16 protein-coding genes and 1 pseudogene are annotated in these 19,447 nt (G+C 41.1%); 2 read left to right on the plus strand and 15 right to left on the minus strand.

Annotated elements, in window-relative coordinates; all coding sequences use genetic code 11:
* Positions 1–86: 86 nt before the first annotated feature.
* The 9 genes and pseudogenes from ACTNC6_RS06060 to ACTNC6_RS06100 all read right to left on the minus strand — a co-directional run.
* Positions 87–374 (minus strand): Ig-like domain-containing protein, encoded by a 288-nt coding sequence (locus tag ACTNC6_RS06060; protein ID WP_441043465.1) that lies wholly within the window; start codon positions 372–374, stop codon positions 87–89.
* 67 nt (positions 375–441) lie between these two features.
* Positions 442–3,087, minus strand: coding sequence for an ABC transporter permease (locus ACTNC6_RS06065; RefSeq protein WP_441043466.1), 2,646 nt, complete (start codon positions 3,085–3,087; stop codon positions 442–444).
* Between the two features lie 15 nt (positions 3,088–3,102).
* On the minus strand, positions 3,103–3,774 hold the full coding sequence (locus tag ACTNC6_RS06070; RefSeq protein WP_173756288.1) for an ABC transporter ATP-binding protein: 672 nt from the start codon (positions 3,772–3,774) through the stop codon (positions 3,103–3,105).
* A gap of 135 nt (positions 3,775–3,909) precedes the next feature.
* Complete coding sequence (locus ACTNC6_RS06075) at positions 3,910–4,809, minus strand: sensor histidine kinase (RefSeq protein ID WP_270855673.1); 900 nt, start codon at positions 4,807–4,809, stop codon at positions 3,910–3,912.
* Complete coding sequence (locus tag ACTNC6_RS06080) at positions 4,802–5,473, minus strand: response regulator transcription factor (protein ID WP_441043467.1); 672 nt, start codon at positions 5,471–5,473, stop codon at positions 4,802–4,804. The genes ACTNC6_RS06075 and ACTNC6_RS06080 overlap by 8 nt, the downstream gene beginning before the upstream one ends.
* Before the next feature lie 176 nt (positions 5,474–5,649).
* Positions 5,650–6,606 (minus strand): helix-turn-helix domain-containing protein, encoded by a 957-nt coding sequence (locus ACTNC6_RS06085; RefSeq protein ID WP_441043468.1) that lies wholly within the window; start codon positions 6,604–6,606, stop codon positions 5,650–5,652.
* A 290-nt stretch (positions 6,607–6,896) separates the two neighbouring features.
* Entirely contained in the window at positions 6,897–8,387 is a 1,491-nt protein-coding gene (galT, locus tag ACTNC6_RS06090; protein ID WP_441043469.1) for a UDP-glucose--hexose-1-phosphate uridylyltransferase, read from the minus strand.
* Positions 8,381–8,731 (minus strand): DUF2500 domain-containing protein, encoded by a 351-nt coding sequence (locus ACTNC6_RS06095; protein ID WP_441043470.1) that lies wholly within the window; start codon positions 8,729–8,731, stop codon positions 8,381–8,383. Before ACTNC6_RS06095 ends, galT begins: the two co-directional genes overlap by 7 nt.
* 1,638 nt (positions 8,732–10,369) lie before the next feature.
* Positions 10,370–10,667, minus strand: a pseudogene (locus ACTNC6_RS06100) (type IV toxin-antitoxin system AbiEi family antitoxin domain-containing protein); the annotation flags it as partial.
* Positions 10,668–10,834: 167 nt separating this feature from the next.
* Here ACTNC6_RS06100 and ACTNC6_RS06105 point away from each other — a divergent pair.
* The gene (locus ACTNC6_RS06105) at positions 10,835–11,314 is read left to right on the plus strand and encodes a sigma-70 family RNA polymerase sigma factor (RefSeq protein WP_019162097.1); all 480 of its coding nucleotides are present in this window, start codon (positions 10,835–10,837) and stop codon (positions 11,312–11,314) included.
* On the plus strand, positions 11,311–12,753 hold the full coding sequence (locus ACTNC6_RS06110) for a hypothetical protein (RefSeq protein WP_441043471.1): 1,443 nt from the start codon (positions 11,311–11,313) through the stop codon (positions 12,751–12,753). The genes ACTNC6_RS06105 and ACTNC6_RS06110 overlap by 4 nt, the downstream gene beginning before the upstream one ends.
* Before the next feature lie 88 nt (positions 12,754–12,841).
* On the opposite strand, the gene ACTNC6_RS06115 is transcribed toward ACTNC6_RS06110, so the two are convergent.
* From ACTNC6_RS06115 to ACTNC6_RS06140, 6 genes are all read right to left on the minus strand, one after another.
* Complete coding sequence (locus ACTNC6_RS06115) at positions 12,842–14,590, minus strand: M56 family metallopeptidase (RefSeq protein ID WP_441043472.1); 1,749 nt, start codon at positions 14,588–14,590, stop codon at positions 12,842–12,844.
* A gap of 6 nt (positions 14,591–14,596) precedes the next feature.
* Positions 14,597–15,163 carry a response regulator gene (locus ACTNC6_RS06120; protein WP_441043473.1) on the minus strand — a complete coding sequence of 189 codons (567 nt, stop codon included), beginning with the start codon at positions 15,161–15,163 and terminating at the stop codon, positions 14,597–14,599.
* Positions 15,164–15,300: 137 nt separating this feature from the next.
* Complete coding sequence (locus ACTNC6_RS06125; protein WP_441043474.1) at positions 15,301–17,136, minus strand: hypothetical protein; 1,836 nt, start codon at positions 17,134–17,136, stop codon at positions 15,301–15,303.
* Positions 17,137–17,142: 6 nt separating this feature from the next.
* Positions 17,143–17,634, minus strand: coding sequence for a sigma-70 family RNA polymerase sigma factor (locus ACTNC6_RS06130; protein WP_025577142.1), 492 nt, complete (start codon positions 17,632–17,634; stop codon positions 17,143–17,145).
* 283 nt (positions 17,635–17,917) lie between these two features.
* Positions 17,918–18,358, minus strand: a complete 441-nt coding sequence (locus tag ACTNC6_RS06135) for a hypothetical protein (RefSeq protein WP_441043475.1) — start codon at positions 18,356–18,358, stop codon at positions 17,918–17,920.
* Between the two features lie 296 nt (positions 18,359–18,654).
* Positions 18,655–19,371, minus strand: a complete 717-nt coding sequence (locus ACTNC6_RS06140) for a L,D-transpeptidase family protein (RefSeq protein WP_441043476.1) — start codon at positions 19,369–19,371, stop codon at positions 18,655–18,657.
* Positions 19,372–19,447: the final 76 nt, after the last annotated feature.

The following is a 19,447-nucleotide window of genomic DNA, read 5'->3' on the forward strand; positions in this document are numbered from 1 at the left end:
ATATTTTAGCACATATAGTGCCAGAAGTAAACATGTGTTCTTTCTTTGGGTAAAAAATTTGCGCGTCTAACTCATCACTACTACTTTTACTTTTTGCGGATCTTTCCAGATTTCACTGTGATATAGGCTGTTCCCTTTTTCTTTCCAGTGATCACACCACTGGAACTTACCGTTGCGATCTTCCTATTTGAAGAACTGTAGGTAACCTTCTCCTGGGAAGTGATCGGGCTGATGACCGGTTTCAACGTAAGTTTTTTATTTCTTGCAACGGTCACGCTTGATTTCAGTCCGGTGATCTTTGTTGTTCTTACCGTTGTTTTCTGCACAGTAACGGAAATGACCTGTTTCTTGCCGCTGGCCAGTGTAATGGTCACTTTGATTATTATTTGAATTCCAGCCCTCAGCCTTTTCATTGACAGAGGGCTAATTTGGGCTTAACAATTATTGAGCATCCCTTAACTGATCTACAATGCTGCATTTCGCTGCGTTATCATACATCATGCAAGGAATCAGCCACCCAAGCAGAAGAAATACCGGAATTGTCAGCAGGACAGGCAGAACGGTGAACCGATACTCAAAGAACCAGAACATACTGCCTAGCATTTTCCCCGCAAGAGGTCCCACCGCCAGTGAAAGCACAAAGGCCGCCGATACGGAAGACATTGCATAAAACAACCCCTCGTAGATCAGCATGGTTTTGAGCTGTCGGGGCGTCATTCCTACAGCCTGAAGCACAGCAAATTCCCGGCGGCGGGAAAGAATACCGGTCATCATGGCGTTGAAGAAATTTAAGAGTCCCACCAGCCCAATGATAGCACAAAGGATACCACCGATCAGAAGGAACATCTGCCGGAACTGAGCAAACTCAGAGCGAACCGTGGCTTTGCTTTCATACATCAAGGGCGAAAACTCACCGGCCGTGAGCTTTGACAGATATTGCTCTGCTTCGGCCTCGTCAGCTTCGTCCGCTGTGTCGAACAGGTAGAGCATCGGAACGACTGCACCACCGCTGTCCCTCTGTGCGGTGTCCACAGGCAAAACTGCGTTATATCCAATACCACCATAACGATAACCCATGGAGTTCGGAAGTTCTACCAAGGCGCAGACCGTGTACTCTACATCTCTGGCCCCATACAATTTTGCCTGAAGGTACTCCTCCGGTGTGTCTTCGTTGCACAGTTCCCCGGTGCGGCTGTCGATATATTTCACATCATCCGCATAGGTAGCCGTGATCGTGTCTCCCACCTTGGGGTAGTATTCAGGATTGGGCAGATTGCCGTAATCATCCAAAGAAACCGCAATGGCAATGGCGTTATTATCTGGCTCCAGCATAGGAGAAATATCTCCGTCGAACACTTGCAGCTTGTCAAACAGACTGTTATCCAGAGCCTCGATTCTGGTATCTCCCATCACCATATTGCCCCGGTGCTCCATGCGGCTCATATGGCTGTCCAACTGCTCGGCACTTTCGTACCTTGCATAGTCTTGCCGCAGAGCATCCTCCGTCATCCACAGGTATGCGGTTTTTAGCACAGCATATCCCGTGCCGGAAAGACTGGCCTTTGTGTTTGCTGCGATCTCCTCGATCTGTTCTGGCGTGATGAATTCATCTGCCGGGTTGAAACGGAAATAGTCGGGAGTGCTGACGATAAAATCGGCGCAGGTCATGGAGGATACATACTTCTCCATGCTGAAGCCTCCCACAAAGGCACACAGCGCATTGAACAGTGTCACCGACAGTGCCAGAGACACCACCACCAGCACCGTCTTTTTCTTGTTTCGTCCCAGATTGGCAAAGGCCATCTGATGGAGCTTGGCTCCCCGGGTGCTGCGCTGTTTTTTCTTAGTCTGTATCGCATCCGTATATTTGGTAGCCTCTACCGGAGAGACCTTGGCTGCCATTTTTCCGGGCTTGGAACAGGACAAAAGCACCGTCAACAGGGCAAACAGCATGGAACCAAGGAAGATCACAGGCGAAGTGCTGATGGTGGTGATGCCTGCATCCAACTGGGTGGAGCGCAAGACAACAGGTACCAGAACAGCGCCGATGCCGTAGCCCAGCAACAGTCCTGCCGGAATGCCGATCAGACAAAGTAGAAGTGCCTGCTGGCGAATGATACGTTTGAGCTGCCGGGGCGTTGTGCCAATGGTTTTCAGAAGTCCGTAAAACCGGATATCCCCTGCAACAGAGATCTGAAAAATGTTATAGATGATAAGATACCCCGTGAAAATCACCAGCAGCAAAAAAGCTGCTATGGCGATCATCAGCTCTGGATCGAGCTGTGACTCCAGCTGGGATGAGGTATATCCCCAGTTGACGCCGATCCGGACACTGTTGGGATCGGTATAGCTGTCCCATGTGTAGCCAAGATCGGTATCCACCTGCTCCATCTGCCCTTGAATATTTGTGCTGGAGGCCAGCATGACATTCAAATCGGTACGGAAAGGCTGTAACCCTGTTTTCACTGCCTGCGCTTCGATGTCATCTGCGTAATCACGGCTGATGTTGATGTAGTGAACAGGCATTAGTTCATCATATTCCCAATAGCCCACCAGCGTAAAGGTATCTGTTACAGTAAAGGCGGTTTGATCCTTGTCCGTGATGGAATAGGAAACCGTGACCTCGGCGCCCAGCTCCGGCGTTACGCCAAGCAGCTGCAACGCTGCCGTATCCATGGCTACTTCTTTGCCGCTTTCGGGCATCCGCCCGGTAGTAGGGGTGGCATAGCTCCATTTGGTGCAGTTGGCATCCATGTAGCTGATCTCTGCAGGCGTTTTGGAAAAGACACCATCCACAGTGATGCCGATCACCTTCCGTGCCCCCGCAGCCTTCACCTTTGGATGAGCAGCGATACGTTCCGCCTGCTCGGGGGAAACATCTTTAAAGGTACCGTGTGCATAGCCACCTACCTGCCGAAACTGGTAGGTTTCATAACTGGCGTTCAACGACAAGACAATGGTGAACATGGACGTAAATAGCATCGTTGTCAGCGCAATGGCAAAAATGGCGATCAGATTGCGGCGGCGGTTCGCATAAAGGGATTTTAAGCTGAGCTTTCGAATACATTTTCTGTTTTTGACATTCATCGTAGCCACCTCCCGTTAGTTCTGGGAGACGATCCGACCATCTTCGATACGGATAATGCGGTCTGCCATCTGCGCAATTTCTTCGTTGTGAGTGATCATTACGATTGTCTGGGCGAACTTTTGACTGGTGACTTTCAAAAGGCTCAATACATCCTGACTGGTCTTGCTGTCCAGATTACCTGTCGGTTCATCTGCCAGAATGATAGCGGGTGCTGCCGCCAGCGCACGGGCAATGGCTACTCGCTGCTGTTGACCGCCTGAGAGCTGATTGGGCAGGGCATCCAGACGGTCGCTCAGTCCAAGCGTCTGCACGATCTGCTGCACAAAAGCCTTGTTTACCTTTCCGCCATCCAGTTCAGTGGGTAGAATGATGTTTTCATATACATTCAGCACCGGAACAAGATTGTAGCTCTGAAATACAAAACCGATTTTTCTGCGGCGGAAAATAGTCAGAGCTTCCTCCTTCAAGAAGAAAATATCCTGTCCGTCCACCATGACCGTGCCGCTTGTAGGTCGATCCAGACCGCCCAGCATATGCAGCAGCGTGGATTTTCCGGATCCGGATGTGCCGACAATTGCAACAAACTCTCCCTTCTTCACACTTAAATCAACTCCATCCAACGCATGAACGGCGTTATTGCCGGAGCCATAAATCTTTTTCAGGTCTTTTGCCTGTAAAACCTCCATAAATGAGTACCTCCATGAAAAAATCTGTATGTATGAAAGGAAACGATCCTTTGATACATACAGATTATCGCATAGGATTCTTTCCACATTCTTTCCGGCGGAAAATGAAATCTAACAATTTTGATAGAATTGTTATTATTTCGGCAGAAATATGGAAAACGTACTTCCTTTTCCCGGAACGGAAGCAACCTTGATATAACCGCTCTCACCGGATATAATCTGTCGGGCAAGGTATAAGCCGATGCCAACCCCTTCTTGTTCCTGAACAGCATTTGAACGATAAAAACGGGAAAATATCTTTGCCTGCTCGTTTTCCGGGATACCTGAACCGGTATCCGATATATCGATCCTTGTAAACATTTCGTAACTTACGGTAGAAATCGTGATTGTTCCATGCTCCGTATATTTGATGGCATTGTCTACAATATTAGCCAGTGCTTCCGCTGTCCATTTGAAGTCAAATGTAGCGGAAATATCTGTATCGTACAGATATATGGATAATCCTTTTCCAGAAGCCTTGGCGGCATATTGTTCTACTACGCTTTCAAGCAGCGGCTGAAGTGATGCTTGCTGAGGGGAAAGTGAAATGATCCCATTTTCCAGTCTGGAAAGTTTTACGAGAGAATCAATCAGAAATCGTAGCTTTTCCGATTGTTTGTACAGTGCCTCCACATTTTCCTTTGCCGATGCAGGCAGAGTTTCCTCCATCAAAAGCTCGCTGTATAACAGCAGGTTTGCAATCGGCGTTTTCGTCTGGTGGGAAATGTCCGCAATCAAGGATTTGATTTTGTCTTTTTCCTGTGCCATATTTCGAGAAGATGCTTCTGCGGCAGAAAGATAGTGTGCAAACTTTGTTTCCAAAGCAGACAGCTGGCTTTCATCAAAAGTGATTTCAGAAAAAGAACCGGTCATGGCAGCGTCCAACATCCTTTCGATTTCTTCCATCGTTTTTCTGACCTTTCTCCGCTCCCATAATACAACAGCTACCGCCGCCAGAGAACACAGCAGTATGATCACAATGCCGGTTTTATTCATCTTTTATCACCCAGCTATAACCGATTCCATAGACGGTTTTAATGTATTTCTGTGCACCAAGCTTATCCCTCAGACGCTTGATCGTAACAGACAAAGCATTTTCATCCACATATTCTGCGCCATCTGTCCAGATCCGGTCTACAAGGTCTCCACGGGTCATGGTTCGACCACGATTTTCAACAAGCAGACGCAGTAATTTTTGTTCTGTTTTACTCAATTCCACTTTTGAATCTCCCACATAAAAGGTCATTGCTTCAAAGTGAAAAAGATCAATATGGATCGGTGCATTTTTATGGCTTGACGTTTGCTTTCGCAGTTGGGTATTCACCCTTGCCCGCAAAACCGAAAGAGAAAAGGGCTTGGTAATGTAATCATCAGCGCCCCTCTCCAGTCCGTCCACGATGTCCAGATCGGTATCATTGGCAGTCAGCAGAATAACAGGAATCCCGGGTGTGGTTTCCTTGACCTCCCGTAGCAATTCAAGCCCACTGCCATCCGGCAGATTGATATCTAACAGGATCAGGGATACACCGCCGCAAAGCAGCTGCTCCTTCGCCGTTTTCAGGTCTTTGCAGGAAATAACCTTCCGATCATCTACTTTCAGTGCTTTGCATAAACCTTGATTCAAACCAATATCATCTTCAACAATCAATAATTGCTCCATATATCTCACTCCCTCGTTACTCAAAGGTATTCGGCAAAGATAATAAAAAGACACAAAAATAACCGCTTCAGCCTCGCAAACTGAACGGTTATTTTCAATCAATTAAGTATGTGGACAAACCGTCTATCGGTAGCACTCTTTTTCTATAATCATATTAGCACGCATGTGTGGAAATGTCAAAATTTTTCTTCATTCTCTTGGTTATTAATCTCCTTGATCAGCTGTACTGCCTTCTCTGCATCATAGATTTTCACGAGTATATCCACACCATATATTCCAAATCCAGGTGCCCCATGCATTACAACATTCGCACCTGCTTCCTGCGAAAAAGCTGCTATTCCATTTTGCTTTAACATTTCTACTAGCTGTTCTGTCTCTACTATATTCTGTGCATTATAAATTTTTTTCCATTCTGTCTTAGATTGGGAAGTTTCTTTTCTCTCCTGAACATTTGGTGAATTCTGATCTCTTTTTCGATTAATAAATGCTAAGATCCTAAGAATAATAAATGACACAATAGTAATACCAGTCAAAAATCCCAATGCTAATCGTGTTATCTGTGTTTCTGTAGCTCCCATTCTAAATAAACATATACCATAGATGACTGTAAAAATTCCTGCACATATTACACTGGTGAGAAAATTTTGCCATATAGCAGCACTTTTTGGCAAACATTTATCCCATATTCCATTGTGCACCATAATAGAGGCATACAGGATTCCTCCTACTAAAGCAGCTACTGTCTCTCCTAAAATCAAACGAATATCCACCGTTAATAACATTTGAATAATAATCGCTAACACACTAATCACAAACATTGATGCAAATGCAACATTTCCAGCCTTTAATGCTTTTTGTTTCACCCATTCTTCATACACCGCAACTTTGTCCAGTGTTTCTTTCATCTCTTTATTCATAGTCTGGCTCCTTTCTCCGTCCAGGAGCTCTCTTATCTCAACATCGTAATACTCCGCAAGTTGAACAAGTATACTGAGATCTGGCATATTTATTCCTGTTTCCCATCTGGAAACTGTTCTTGCAGATACTTCAAACTTCTCGGCAAGCTGCTCTTGTGTAAGATTCTTTTCTTTACGACATTGCTTTAAAAAAGCTCCAATCTTTTTTGTATCCATGTCTCTACCTCCCTTCCTCTTACAACTTACCAATATGCACCAAAATTACCACGACATAAAACGAGAATCCGCTAATTTTCAACCGGACATCGTATGTCTAAAACAAATAAACAGCATTTTCACACCGAAAACATTCTATTTTTCTATAAATTATCTTTCTCTTTTATGTCTCTCCATAAGCAACAGAATAAACATAATAAACCATATCGCACATGCAATTAAACATCCGATTCCTGGTTTATCTGTACTCCTGTAATCATTTCCTGCAAAGAATCCTTTTATTTCAATTTTTATAATGTTTCAAGAAAACGCATGAATGCTTCTCTTCCCTCGGTCGTACATTTGTATACTCCTGCATCTTCCAGAACATGGGTAAATACGATTCCAATCTCTTTCTGAAGAATGCCATGGATGTTTTCTTTTGTGATTTCCGGATATTTCGGAAGGAACTTCTTAACCCACTCTGCATGTTTCTCAATCTGTTCATTTGAAGAAATATCTTTGCCTTCGAGAATATACTTTTCCAGAAGTTCCATCTCTCCTTTTAATCTGGCCGGAAGAACTGCAAGGCCCATAACTTCGATCAGGCCGATATTCTCTTTCTTAATATGATGATATTCTGCATGCGGATGATACACACCCAGCGGATGTTCTTCTGTTGTAATGTTGTTTCTTAATGTCAGATCCAATTCGTAGGTATCCCCTACTTTACGTGCAATTGGTGTAATTGTATTATGAGGCTCTCCATTGGTTTCAGCATAAATAAATGCTGCTTCATCAGTATAACCTCTCCATACTTCCAGCACATGTGTTGCCAGGTCCACCAAGCGATTGGAATCTTTATGACGAATACGAAGCACAGATAACGGCCATTTTACAATTCCAGCCTCTACATCTTCAAATCCCGGAAGTACCACGTGCTGCTCAATTGGTGCTTTTGCCATTGCAAATGTATAATGTCCACCCTGGAAATGATCATGGCTTAAGATCGAGCCGCCTACGATCGGCAGATCTGCATTAGATCCAAGGAAATAATGCGGAAACAGTTTTACAAAATCAAACAGTTTAATGAATGCATTTCTCTCGATTTTCATTGGAGTATGCTGGCCGTTAAACACAATACAGTGCTCATTGTAATACACATACGGAGAATACTGGAATCCCCAAGTAGTATCATTGATTGTGATCGGAATAATCCTGTGGTTCTGCCTTGCCGGATGATTAACACGTCCTGCATATCCTTCATTTTCCGGGCAAAGAAGACATTTCGGATAGCTTCCGGATTTTACATTCCTTGCCGCGGCAATTGCTTTTGGATCTTTTTCCGGTTTGGACAAATTGATGGTAATATCAATCTCACCGTATGGACTGTCTACCTTCCACTTTTGATCCTTCTCTACGCGATATCTGCGGATATAATTGCTGTCCTGACTCAGTTTATAAAAATAATCGGTCGCTTCCTTTGGGCTTTCTTTATATTTATCCCAGAATTCTTTTTGCACCTGGCCCGGACGCGGCATCAGACAGTTCATTAATCTGGTATCAAATAGATCCCGGTATACAATACTGTCTTCGATCAGTCCTCTTTTTACGGCTTCGTCCAGCAATTCGCCCAATGTTGCTTCAAGATTAACTGGTTCCTCAATGTTGTCCGGTTTCTCATAGTCATCCTCATGAAAAACGTCCAGCAGAAGATTTGTTGTGTAATTTCTTTCACATTCTGGTGTCAGACCTGTTGTAATCCCATACTGTACCAGCTTTGCAATGCTTTCACTTAACATTTTTCTTCCTCCTGTGCTTCACTTTTAAATTTATATTTTGGGTAACATATATACCGATTTCCCTGATAAGTCAGCATACCTTGATCGCCTTTTTCCAATTCACGAAAATCTCCCTGTTGCATTTGAAATTCCATCAAACTTCCATCTGTCATCTCAAATACAACGCGAAACCAAGGTACATGTGCTTCAGACTGCATATGGGTATAGATTCCTTGCTTCTTTTCAACTACAGTCGCATCAACAGATTCAACTGCCGCACTGCTGTTATTGCCAAAACTTAACAACATTTTGGTAAATACAAACATCATGATTATGAGTGCTGCTATACAGATTATAAATGCCATCCTATTTCTCCTTTAGACCTCAAATCCTGCATCCATGCAAATGTCTGTGATGCTCTTATCAGTACATTCCAATTAATCTCCTGCAAGTTTTGTCTACTTTTTCTTCCCATTTGGCAAGTAATATACGTCTTCTGATATTATAATGTGCTTGTAAGATAAAGAAAGGAGGAAAACGAAATGAAAAGATTTAAAGCATACGTCAACTACCTCATGAACTTCTATGCAAACTACTTCAAAATTTATCGCTATATGTAAAGGACACTCCTGCCATCACAGGAATGTCCAATACGGAAACCCAGTTTCAATGGTTTCCCTTATTATACTCTAATTTAGTTGCATTTGTACATGAACAGGATTCTCGAAAACATAGACAAAATTGAACAGAATTATGAAAATACTCTTACCACGTTTTTTGATTTGTAAACCACTTATTAGCAGACGGATCCGCCAATGCTGAAAACGGATAGGCCGTTTTCCCTTCAGCTTTTAATTTATGTGACATTTCGTTTCTCTTTTTGTGGTATAAAAATAGCTCATTAACCATTTGGATAAAATACTATGTAAATTTGTTATTAAACTGTTCGTGAATCAGGTAAATAGAAATTTATAACTTTCTCCAAATAATCAGTTTTAGGATAATACATACGACCACCACAACAGCCACCAAGGCACCATCCAACAGTAACTCTGTGTACCACGGTGCAGATTGCATGACATATAGATTTGGATAGGTTTTAAAATGCCAAAACTTATAAATTCCGAACCCAATGAAAACTCCTATGAATGAACCGATAACGATGTTTAAAAAACAATTCAACTTTCTCAGCATGGCAGTGCCCCCCTTTCCAAATTTCAATTTATTTCTTCTCATTGTTTTTGATAGCTTTTAGAATACAAATTCCCATTGTCCAAACAGGAAGCAGCACCCTAAGAGCCAAAATCCTTGAGGATCACCAAAATCACTCTTAGCATGACCATCAAATAAAAAAAGCCAAACAAAAAAGTAAAACTTATTATGTTTGGCTAGGTCAACTTGTTATTTTTTTATCACTTCTTATGGTTGTATTATACTATATATTCCTCTATAGTAAAACATTTTTTTATATCATTTTTTATTTTAATATTATATTTCTACTATCATCAATTTTTCAGATATTTTCAACGCATAAACAATGCTATTAGCTACAATATTTCCGTAAAATTCATCATAGGTTTGTGTAAACGCAAAGAAACGGCGGCTCTGAAATCAAAGCCGCCGTTCCAAATTGTCTGCTTTTTTCTTTTGCCGTCGTGCGGCAGATAATCAATTCATTCTATTTTGAACTTCTTTTATGCTACCTGATGTCTGCAATAGGAATGAATCGCCAAGAATGTATGCACAAATAATTCAATTCCTGCCGAACTCTCCTTTTTGCTTATACTCGATTAAGTATAACAAATACAGCATCTAAATTCACAATGGATTGCATGCGAAATTATTAAGATTTTCCTAACTTTCAAATTTAGGCAACTCAAAATCGCTAAAGCAGATTACATATCAGTTTTTTATGTATACATTGTACATATATAAAGAAATCCGTTTTAAAAAACGGTTCATCATATAATTCTGCGTCAAAACCTGTGCATCTGCGGATTTTTCCTCTCAATGTCATAAACCGGAACTGAATGTCCGAATGATGTCTGCATAGCTATGATTCCTATTTCATGTAAATCCTTTTTTACTGTATACACTTGAAAACCGTTTTCCTGCAAGCGACTTGGAGTATATCCAGTTCTTACTATTATGATATATTTCAAAGGCTCTCTGTCCGTTAAATCATGAAAAAGCAATGCAGTTCATGAGAAAATACAGCTTGACCACAACATAAATGCAAAAGGTATATCGCATCTGTCCCGTATCCGGTGATACGTACACACCATGAGAAGCTTGTTTTATCTCATTCATTATGGAATACTATTGAAAGTAGACATCTTTTTTTGTATAAAATCACGAACTTGTCCATTTATAAGAAAAAGAATAAATTATTAGGGATATTTTTGATTTCTGCACGTCTAATAGATGTAAAGAAAATGCTGGCTGGCAAAAAAAGAGGTGGTGTTTAAATGACAAAGGAACAACTTGGATCTCTGATCCTGGATTCAGAAAGGCAATTATACTCAACTGCAAAAACGATTTTATTTAGTGACCATGACTGTGCAGATGCTATTCAAGAAACAATTGTGAAGGCTTTTTCCAACGTCGGTACATTAAAAAACGATAACTATGCCCGAACCTGGTTAATCCGTATCTTAATCAACGAATGTTACAGCCTTGTGCGTAAATCCAGTAAATTTATCCCATTGGAAAATCTGGCTGACAGACAGGAACCGGAATCAGAAAAAACAAAGAATTACAGTGAATTGTATACAGCTGTAAATTCCTTAAAAGAGGAACTGCGTTTACCCGTTATTCTATACTACATAGAAGATTTCAGTGTAAAAGAAATCGCCCAGATCCTTGAAATATCGGAAGGTGCTGTTCAAAAGAGACTTGCAAGGGCAAGAGGAAAATTAAGGCAGGAATTACAGGAGGTGTCAATATGAGATTAGAAGATATGAAAAATGATATTCCCGAAACACCGGATTTTATCCATAATATGATTCAAAATGAGGTAGCAAAGCAGCTGGCGGATAATAAAGTGGCGAATCTGCGAAGAAGAAAACGATGGACAGCTCCGAAAGTTGCCGCAGTGGCAGCTGCGTGTGCGCTGGCAGTTTCCACAGCAGTATATGCAGGAGTAAATCTGTATCACTGGTTTTTGGAAAAACAGGGTTCTTATGGTGTTTCAGTCAAAATTGATGCTGGTGATGCAGCAAAGAAGACCGTGCTTCCAGATGAGGTCCCAGAGGTAGATCTGTCTGCTAAATATGTTCCGGAGGGCATGCGCTGGATTGACGAGTACCATCTCCAATATCCTGAGCATGACATGACTGGTGGGTTCAGTTTTTCATTTGTCCTGTTGGATAAAAATGATCTGGGACAGGTAGTACAGGATCAGAATGTTATTGATAGTGAAGAGCGTACATTTGGAAAATACCAGGGGATATATCTCAAATATAATAGCATTACCGAAAACGGGGCTATTAACCAGAGAATTTACCTTGTCTGCCCGGATTTATATCGTGTGCTTATGATCTACATCGGAGATGATGTGTCAAAGGATGAAGCCATAAAAGTTACAGAAAATCTGGTGATTGAGGGAAACACGACTATGGTAAAGACCGCCGGATTACCTACATGGAGCGGAGAGATGATATCTGAAAAGACAGAAGATGATAATGATGAAATAAGTACTTCTGTAAATGAGAAAAAACTACCCATTTACCAAATTGGTGACACCTTTGATCTGGATGTGATTGGTGAAAACACAAATGGTGAATATCTGGAAAAAACGATTTCTGCAAAGGTAGATTCTGTTCAAATTTCTGATAATCTTCAGCTTCTCGATACGGACAAAATACCACAAGAATGGGCGGAAGCCATTGATGCTGATGGAAATCTATCTACAAACACATTGAATTATGTGAAATCTGGCGACGGAATTGATTCCCTGGATGAAATTGTGAAGTCAGAGGAGGTAAATCAGAAACTGGTCTATGTTACAGTTACCTATACCAATCATTCAAATGAGGAAATCGACCATATGCTTTATCTTGGTACTTTACTGACCCTGACTAAGGAAAATGGAAAAATACAGCTTTACATTCCAACAGAACAGGCCGGCGATGGTTATGACTACATTAGTTGGACCGGCGTGGCAAAGACTGGAGAAATGGTATATTATAGTGTCTCTGAAAATTATGGCAACGGTGGAAACTATATTTCCTCTATAAAACCAGGCGAAAGTGTACAACTGAACATGGCCTGGATCGTAAATGAAAGCGACCTCAAAAATTTGTATCTGAATATGACTGGAGACGGAGCTTCATATGAGTTCTCTGAATATATACTGAAAAAGGGACTGGTAGATATTCGCAAATAATATGCTATCGTTTATGATTCCATTTTTTTATATGTCATATATGAAAAAGCGTTTTTCGATTCCTTTTGGTTTTGAAAAACGCTTTCTTTTATTCTGTATAGATGTTCCCATTCTCATCCGTCCAGGTACCGTCACCATTGTCTGTGTATCCGACCCCCTCTGCGTCACGATAATAATAATCTCCGTTTGTTGTTTCTTTTACATTAACAGTACCGTTACTGCCCTGGAGTTCATGCTGTTCCAGTTGGTTTCCGGAATAATAATCTTCGTCATTCCAGGTACGATATGAATTTCCATTGGCATCTGCCCAGTTTCCATCTCCCTGATAACTGTATCGGCTCCCATAATCATCAGAATAGGTCCCATCTCCGTTATCGTAAAGAACTCTGGATTCTTCATCTCCTCCATCCGGTGCTACAATTGATGCTACACCGGAGGCAGTACTGAATCCACTGGTATATGGTACGCCTGCTGGCAGACTCTCATAAGATGAAACAGACCCGTTGTTGTCAGAGGTAATTCCATCATCGGTCGTTTCACTTACCTGTCCGCTGTTTTCCATGGCAGGTTCATCATTTGTTTCCGCATCCGCTTTTTCCTCTTCATCTACAGAATCCTCTGTATCTGTATTCTCTGTCACTCCTCCTTCGTCCTGTGTTTCAGCAGTTTTCTGCATAGTTACCATTTCAGAAAACGGTGCATAATCCGGTACATTATTTTTCTCTGGATCTGCATTTTTTTCAATACCAGACTTCTCCGTCTCTACTGAAACTGTATCTGTCCCGGCAGAAACATTAAATACCAGATTACCGCCTGCAAGTAGCAGCGTCACAAGAATTCCCGGAAGAATTCCTTTGCGGAGTTTCCGAATGTTCACCATATACAGAATCCGATCTTTAAACACCATTTCGCTGTCATTAAGACTTGCTGTCACATATGGAATCTTATTTTCCATGGCCACTGTCCTGAGAAGCAGCTGTCGATATAATTTATGTTCCTTTTTATTAACTCTGCGAACAACCGCTGTATCACACAGATTTTCAATATCCTTATCCGCTTCTTTCAGCATGATAAGAAGAAAGGGATTGAACCAGTATATCGATGCACAGATTCGAAGGATCATCTTATACCAGAGATCCCGATGGCAATAATGTGTAAGTTCATGGTAAAAGATAAGTTTTCTTTCTTCTGCTGAATACCCAGTTGCTGGTAGATACAATTTTGTATGTAAAAGTCCTGCAAGAAGCGGTGTGGTAAGACCTGCGTTTTGCCTGAGTTCCGGTATTCTGCGTACGTGCTTCTTTTGACAAGCTGCACGGTACATCTGAATACTCACCGTATCACTTACCTGTAGACTCATCCGTTCCAGATTCCTTATAGAAAAATAATATGCCAGCAATTCTCCTGTCAGTTTAAGTACCGCTACGCTCAGCCAGACAGCAGCAAAAATCACAGCCACAATTCCCAGCCATTTATCTGATTCGTACCTGACAGTTCTCTTTTGTTCCGGGATTTCTATCAGATTTTTCATGTCATTGCTCGCAGATGATACGGTTTCTGTTATCTTCTGACTTTCCTCTGGTCTGACTGCGTAATCCGTTATCTTCGGGTTTTGCGTATTCTGTTGACTGCTTCTAAGTACTTTGAAATCCACCAGTGCCAGATTCTCCGGAAGGCGCACCGGAACACAAAGGCTTATCGTAATCAACAGCCAGATAAAGTACTTCCATCTCGCTGATACACGTCCTTTAAACAGAGTCGCAAGCACTTTTACCAGTAAAATTACTACTGCTGCAATAATATTCAGTTTCAGAATGTGCAGAACAAGAACATCCATAATTCGCTATTCCTCCCTGTCCTCCAGGTTCTTAAGAAATTCACTGAGATCCTGGACTTCTTCCGAGCTGATCTTCTTTCCATGATAAAGTGAAGTTACAAACTTTTTTAGTGAATTCCCATAAAGTTTCTCAAGAACACTCTGGCTTTCATGTGCCTGATAATCTGACTGCGAAACCAAGGGTGTATACAGATTCATTTTCAACGCTTTACTCTTGTCTTCTGCAAAGGCATTTGCTGTCATGGCTATAATCGCAACAGCAGATGCATCACTTCTGTTCATTGTGCGTATTTCTCTGGTGGCTTCCAGACCATCCATAACTGGCATCATAATATCCATCAGAATTACATTAATCTCACCAACACCTGATTTTGCAAATGCTTCAACAGCCTCCTTGCCGTTTGAAGCCCTTATAATTTCTGCTCCTGCATTTGTCAGAAGGAATTCCGCAATTTCCATGTTCAATTCATTGTCTTCGACCAAAAGGATTCTCATACCTTCAATTGATACATCGTCTTCCTGGCTTTCTGCCTGCTTCATATCAGCAAAAATAAGGAATGGAAGCTGTACCATGAATACTCTTCATTTTTACTTTTGCCAGTTTTATTTCCGGTACTCCTTCAGAAATGGGCATAAAAAGCGCCATAGGTTTTCGATACCTATGGCGTGTAAATAATTTTCTACTCTGCAGATATCTTGTTTATGATTGTCTACCATCCGAATGCGTCCCGGATCAAAGCTCCGGTTTCTCCGTCTATATAAAACAATTCCTGTTCTTCTGGCGAATCCTTCCATTGGTAAGGACAGCAAAAACTCCATACAGGCCTGTAAACAAGTCCATCTGCGGTTTCATCAATATAATATTTCAGGCAGATTTTCGTAACTGGAATCGTGATTGGTTCTGTTTTCTCCGTCGTGTCCTCTTCCGTAAAAAATCCGATTTTTCCTTCTTTTACATATTGTTCCACCGATTTCATAATTTCTTCCATGGGAAGCATAGTAACTGTTTCTTTCTCTTTCACCTGAAGCGGGATTGGTATTTTGAAATAGCAGTCTTCAGGCTTGAGACCAAATCCTGTGCTTCCCTGATAATGATACTGAGAAAGTCCACCTGCCGGTATTCCATTCAACATAACTTCTGTGTCGTAATAATCATATCCTTCCGTCATGTCGCTAATTGATTTTCTTACAGAAGTTCCAGCTAAATCAGCTTTGGAAAACAGTTGATTTATAATATTTAATTTCTCATCTTCCGTATTCTCGCCTAAAAATCCCAGATCTTTTTCACTTAATCCATCACACTCTATCATCCCATCCGAAATAAATAACTGCAGTCCTTTTTCTTTATTTTCCCAGACCGTTTCATCTGTTACAGATTTTTCCCATCCATCTTTCCCGCCAAACCAGGAGCAGATATCTTTCTCTGATATATTGCATTTTTTCAGAACTCCCTTTGAAACGTCATCAGTATTCCCGGTAACATCAGCTTCTATTGTAAGGGTTCCTGATTTTCCTGGCAGAGAAGCTGTTACATAGTTTTTCTTTACCTGTAACATTGTTTTCTCCGGATCATATTTTTCATTTACACTCGTAGTATTTGACGAACTATCCAAATCTGTTGTGTTCTGCGTACTCTCACCCGAAGATGGTTCTATTCCGGTGTCAGCAGCCTGCAATTTCCCTTCTTTTCTATATTTTTCAATGATATCCCTTACTTCATCCTTTAATGGAAGGGTTAACGTAAGGGTCTGAGGCGTATATCCTCTGTAAACGTCCTCCGCAGGAAGTGCATAAGAAGCCCTTCCTTCTGAATCTGTAAAAGAACCAGTTTTAAAAATCTTTTCGTAAGCTTCAGCGTCTTTCCAGGTATAATAAATCTTACCGTCATAAACAGGATATGCCTGAATAGTCATGGAAAGTTCTACTTCAGAATCTTCATTTAATATTTTCTCAATCAAAGCGTCATCATACAAAGTAATATGCCCATAATAAAGATCTTCTCCTTCTATTTTATTTAAAGAAGCCAGTGCATCTTTTCCATTCACCGTTGCATGATCACGGCAAGTGATCATATAATTCTTTGCCTCATTGGAAGGTTCTCCCACAAAACTTAAACCGCCGCCATCAAAATACGCTTCTTTAACAGTCAACATGGACTGGTTCCAATCGACCGCCTCGGGAGTTATTGGATAAGAAGTAATATTTTCCACATTTTCTGCAGTTGACTCAGGTTCTGTGACAACCATTTGAGCTGCCTCCTGTTCAGCGACACCCTGTTGTTCAAGTTCTTTATACAGTCGTCCGATATTTGTTGCAAGTACACCAGTACTAACTCCTAATATAGCAGCTACTGGAAGAAGAATCCGAATTATTTTTTTCTTATTTCCTGAATTTTTCGTTCTTTCTCCATCTGTTTTTTTACTTAAAGCCCCCGTTGTTTTCTCGTCTGGGGAATTTAAAATTCCACTCAGAACATCTTCCATGGCTTTATCAATATTTTCCGGTATTGCAGTTTCTTCTTTTAAAATCCTTCTGATTTCCCTCATATAGTCTCACCTCCTGATCACCTTTTTTAATTTTGCTCTTGCCCGGGAAAGTTTGGTTGATACGGTATTGCTGTTCATTTCAAGAAGGGCACTGATTTCCTTAACTGAAAACTCATCAAAATAATAGAGTTCCACGATTTTCCTACTTTCTTCATCCAGGCATAAAAGCAATTGTTTCCATTCACAGAGATTCAGTTCTTCACAATGTACACCTTCTGCAAAATCATCCAGTTCTGCTGCATGGTTCTTTTGGCGGAGAATGTCCTTGCACTCATTTATAAGGATCCGCATCAGCCAGGTTTTAAAATACTTCGGTTCTCTCAGTCTCTGTATGTTTTCATAGCAGGATAGAATTGTATTTTGCAGGGCATCTGCAATATCCTGCTCATCCCGAAGATAAATCCAGGCAGTTTTATACAGGCTCTGCTTATTCATCCGGATTAATCTGACAAATGCTTCTTTATCTCCATTTTTAGCCTCTGTTATTAAAGCATCCATAAAGTACCTCCCTTTCTTCTTATAATTATTAGACTTGAAAAACAGCCATTTGCTTTCAAGAAAAAAATTTTATAAAAAACGCCATAGGTTTTCGATACCTATGGCGTGTAGATATAGGGAAAAGCTGCCTTTTTTATCGGCAGTGGAATGTTTTCTGTGTTTGTGCCAGATCATCCAAATCATATGAGTGAATTCCTAACGCTTATAAATCCATTATCCATTTCTGAACTTCATATCCCAAAATATCTGCGAATATTTTTTTCAATATTCTTCGTCTTATCAATTATCTTGTATATGATTCGGTGTCTTTTCCGTCATACACAAATACTTTTATATCCGTATTTTCACCAACATCAGCATGAATACCTACCGTGTGTTCTTCATCTGTAACGTTCAGAAAAGAATAGCAGCCACCCGCAGGAATACTGCCAGATACGAGTTCCTGTTTTCCTTCGCAGAGCAGATGCACAATAATGTCAAAATCGTTTCTGTTCTGAACCGTCAACACGCCTGTTTTGGATAAAATTTTTGCATCAGAATATGTAATTACATAAGAATCAGGCGTTGACTCTTCCGCACAGGTTACAGAACAATCCCACTGTATCGCGGCATTTGCTTTTCGACAGGCTTCTGAAGACTTATATGTTGAAAACATAATCATTGTACTTATAGCAACAATACTAATAATGACCAACACTATTGTCACTTTTTTCTTCACGACCATCACCTCCACACACAGTTCAATTTGTTACCCATATGATATCATATCTTTTCTTCAATTACATTACCTAATTTTAATACACAGCCATTCGACTTGCTATTACTTTGTTTTCTTCCATGTATAAAATCGCAGATTTGAATATATTTCCCGGTCACAATCTTTTAAAAGATCCTGAAAAAGTTTTGCCCACATCACAGGTATTTTTTAATTCTTTAAAAATGAGGTCTTCTTTTCCAAAAACAAATATCCGGCGGATTGAAAATATATTAATTAAAGCCGTCTGGCAGAATAATATAGAATTAGTAAAAACAAATTATCGGGACATCATACTGAATAAGACTATAAAGCTGCCCGGCATTTTCCGGGGGAAGATTGATACATCCATGAGAACCACCTGTAAGATATCTGTCACCACCAAAATACGGCTGCCAGTCTGCATCATGAAAGCCAATTCCTCCATTGAATGGCATCCAGTACGTTACCGGCTGTTCATAAGAATAGGTTCCATTTGCTGTCATTTCACCTCGCAGCACAGACGGACTGCTCTTTGAATTCAGTGTGAATATTCCAGGAGGTGTTTTTCTATCCGGATCACCTGGCAGTCCGGATACGATTTCTGATTGAAAAATAATATTTCCATTCTGATAATACCACATATACTGCTCTGTAAGATCTACCTCTATATATGTATCTCCGAGATCATTAATCCCATGTGCATTTGCTCTCATAGAATATACCGGTTCCCTGGTTATCTGAGTTCCTGACTGAATTTCCTGCATGAGCTGTGCTGCTTCCTTGTCCTGATCAATCTTCCATCCATAAGCTGAGCCATATACATACACAGCCCTTCCGCTTGTGGTCTGAAATTGTCTTTCAGTGCCAACTGTATCATGATCTGCTGCAAGCTGTGCCACATAATCCACTACATGCTGCCGGAAGGCTTCATCATTCTGGAGCAGCTGCCCTTTCTCGTCAAACTGCAGCCAGTTTTTGATGGTATTTGTTACTGATCTCATGAGCTGTCACCAGACTGCTCACACGAATTGTCACCGGTTTGCTTAAGTTCTTGTCATCGGTAACAGCGAGTTCGCC

Origin of the sequence: Blautia sp. HCP3S3_C4 (assembly GCF_052064095.1) — a bacterium.
Classification (GTDB): Bacteria; Bacillota; Clostridia; order Lachnospirales; family Lachnospiraceae; genus Blautia_A.

Excerpts from the sequence above, each read along its gene's own strand:
- ACTNC6_RS06110 (WP_441043471.1), top strand. The coding sequence starts at position 11,311 with ATGAGATTAGAAGATATGAAAAATGATATTCCCGAAACACCGGATTTT.
- ACTNC6_RS06125 (WP_441043474.1), bottom strand. The coding sequence starts at position 17,136 with ATGAGGGAAATCAGAAGGATTTTAAAAGAAGAAACTGCAATACCGGAA.
- ACTNC6_RS06075 (WP_270855673.1), bottom strand. The coding sequence starts at position 4,809 with ATGAATAAAACCGGCATTGTGATCATACTGCTGTGTTCTCTGGCGGCG.
- galT (WP_441043469.1), bottom strand. The coding sequence starts at position 8,387 with ATGTTAAGTGAAAGCATTGCAAAGCTGGTACAGTATGGGATTACAACA.
- ACTNC6_RS06085 (WP_441043468.1), bottom strand. The coding sequence starts at position 6,606 with ATGGATACAAAAAAGATTGGAGCTTTTTTAAAGCAATGTCGTAAAGAA.
- ACTNC6_RS06130 (WP_025577142.1), bottom strand. The coding sequence starts at position 17,634 with ATGGATGCTTTAATAACAGAGGCTAAAAATGGAGATAAAGAAGCATTT.
- ACTNC6_RS06105 (WP_019162097.1), top strand. The coding sequence starts at position 10,835 with ATGACAAAGGAACAACTTGGATCTCTGATCCTGGATTCAGAAAGGCAA.
- ACTNC6_RS06070 (WP_173756288.1), bottom strand. The coding sequence starts at position 3,774 with ATGGAGGTTTTACAGGCAAAAGACCTGAAAAAGATTTATGGCTCCGGC.
- ACTNC6_RS06115 (WP_441043472.1), bottom strand. The coding sequence starts at position 14,590 with ATGGATGTTCTTGTTCTGCACATTCTGAAACTGAATATTATTGCAGCA.
- ACTNC6_RS06140 (WP_441043476.1), bottom strand. The coding sequence starts at position 19,371 with ATGAGATCAGTAACAAATACCATCAAAAACTGGCTGCAGTTTGACGAG.
- ACTNC6_RS06095 (WP_441043470.1), bottom strand. The coding sequence starts at position 8,731 with ATGGCATTTATAATCTGTATAGCAGCACTCATAATCATGATGTTTGTA.
- ACTNC6_RS06065 (WP_441043466.1), bottom strand. The coding sequence starts at position 3,087 with ATGAATGTCAAAAACAGAAAATGTATTCGAAAGCTCAGCTTAAAATCC.
- ACTNC6_RS06080 (WP_441043467.1), bottom strand. The coding sequence starts at position 5,473 with ATGGAGCAATTATTGATTGTTGAAGATGATATTGGTTTGAATCAAGGT.
- ACTNC6_RS06120 (WP_441043473.1), bottom strand. The coding sequence starts at position 15,163 with ATGGTACAGCTTCCATTCCTTATTTTTGCTGATATGAAGCAGGCAGAA.
- ACTNC6_RS06135 (WP_441043475.1), bottom strand. The coding sequence starts at position 18,358 with ATGGTCGTGAAGAAAAAAGTGACAATAGTGTTGGTCATTATTAGTATT.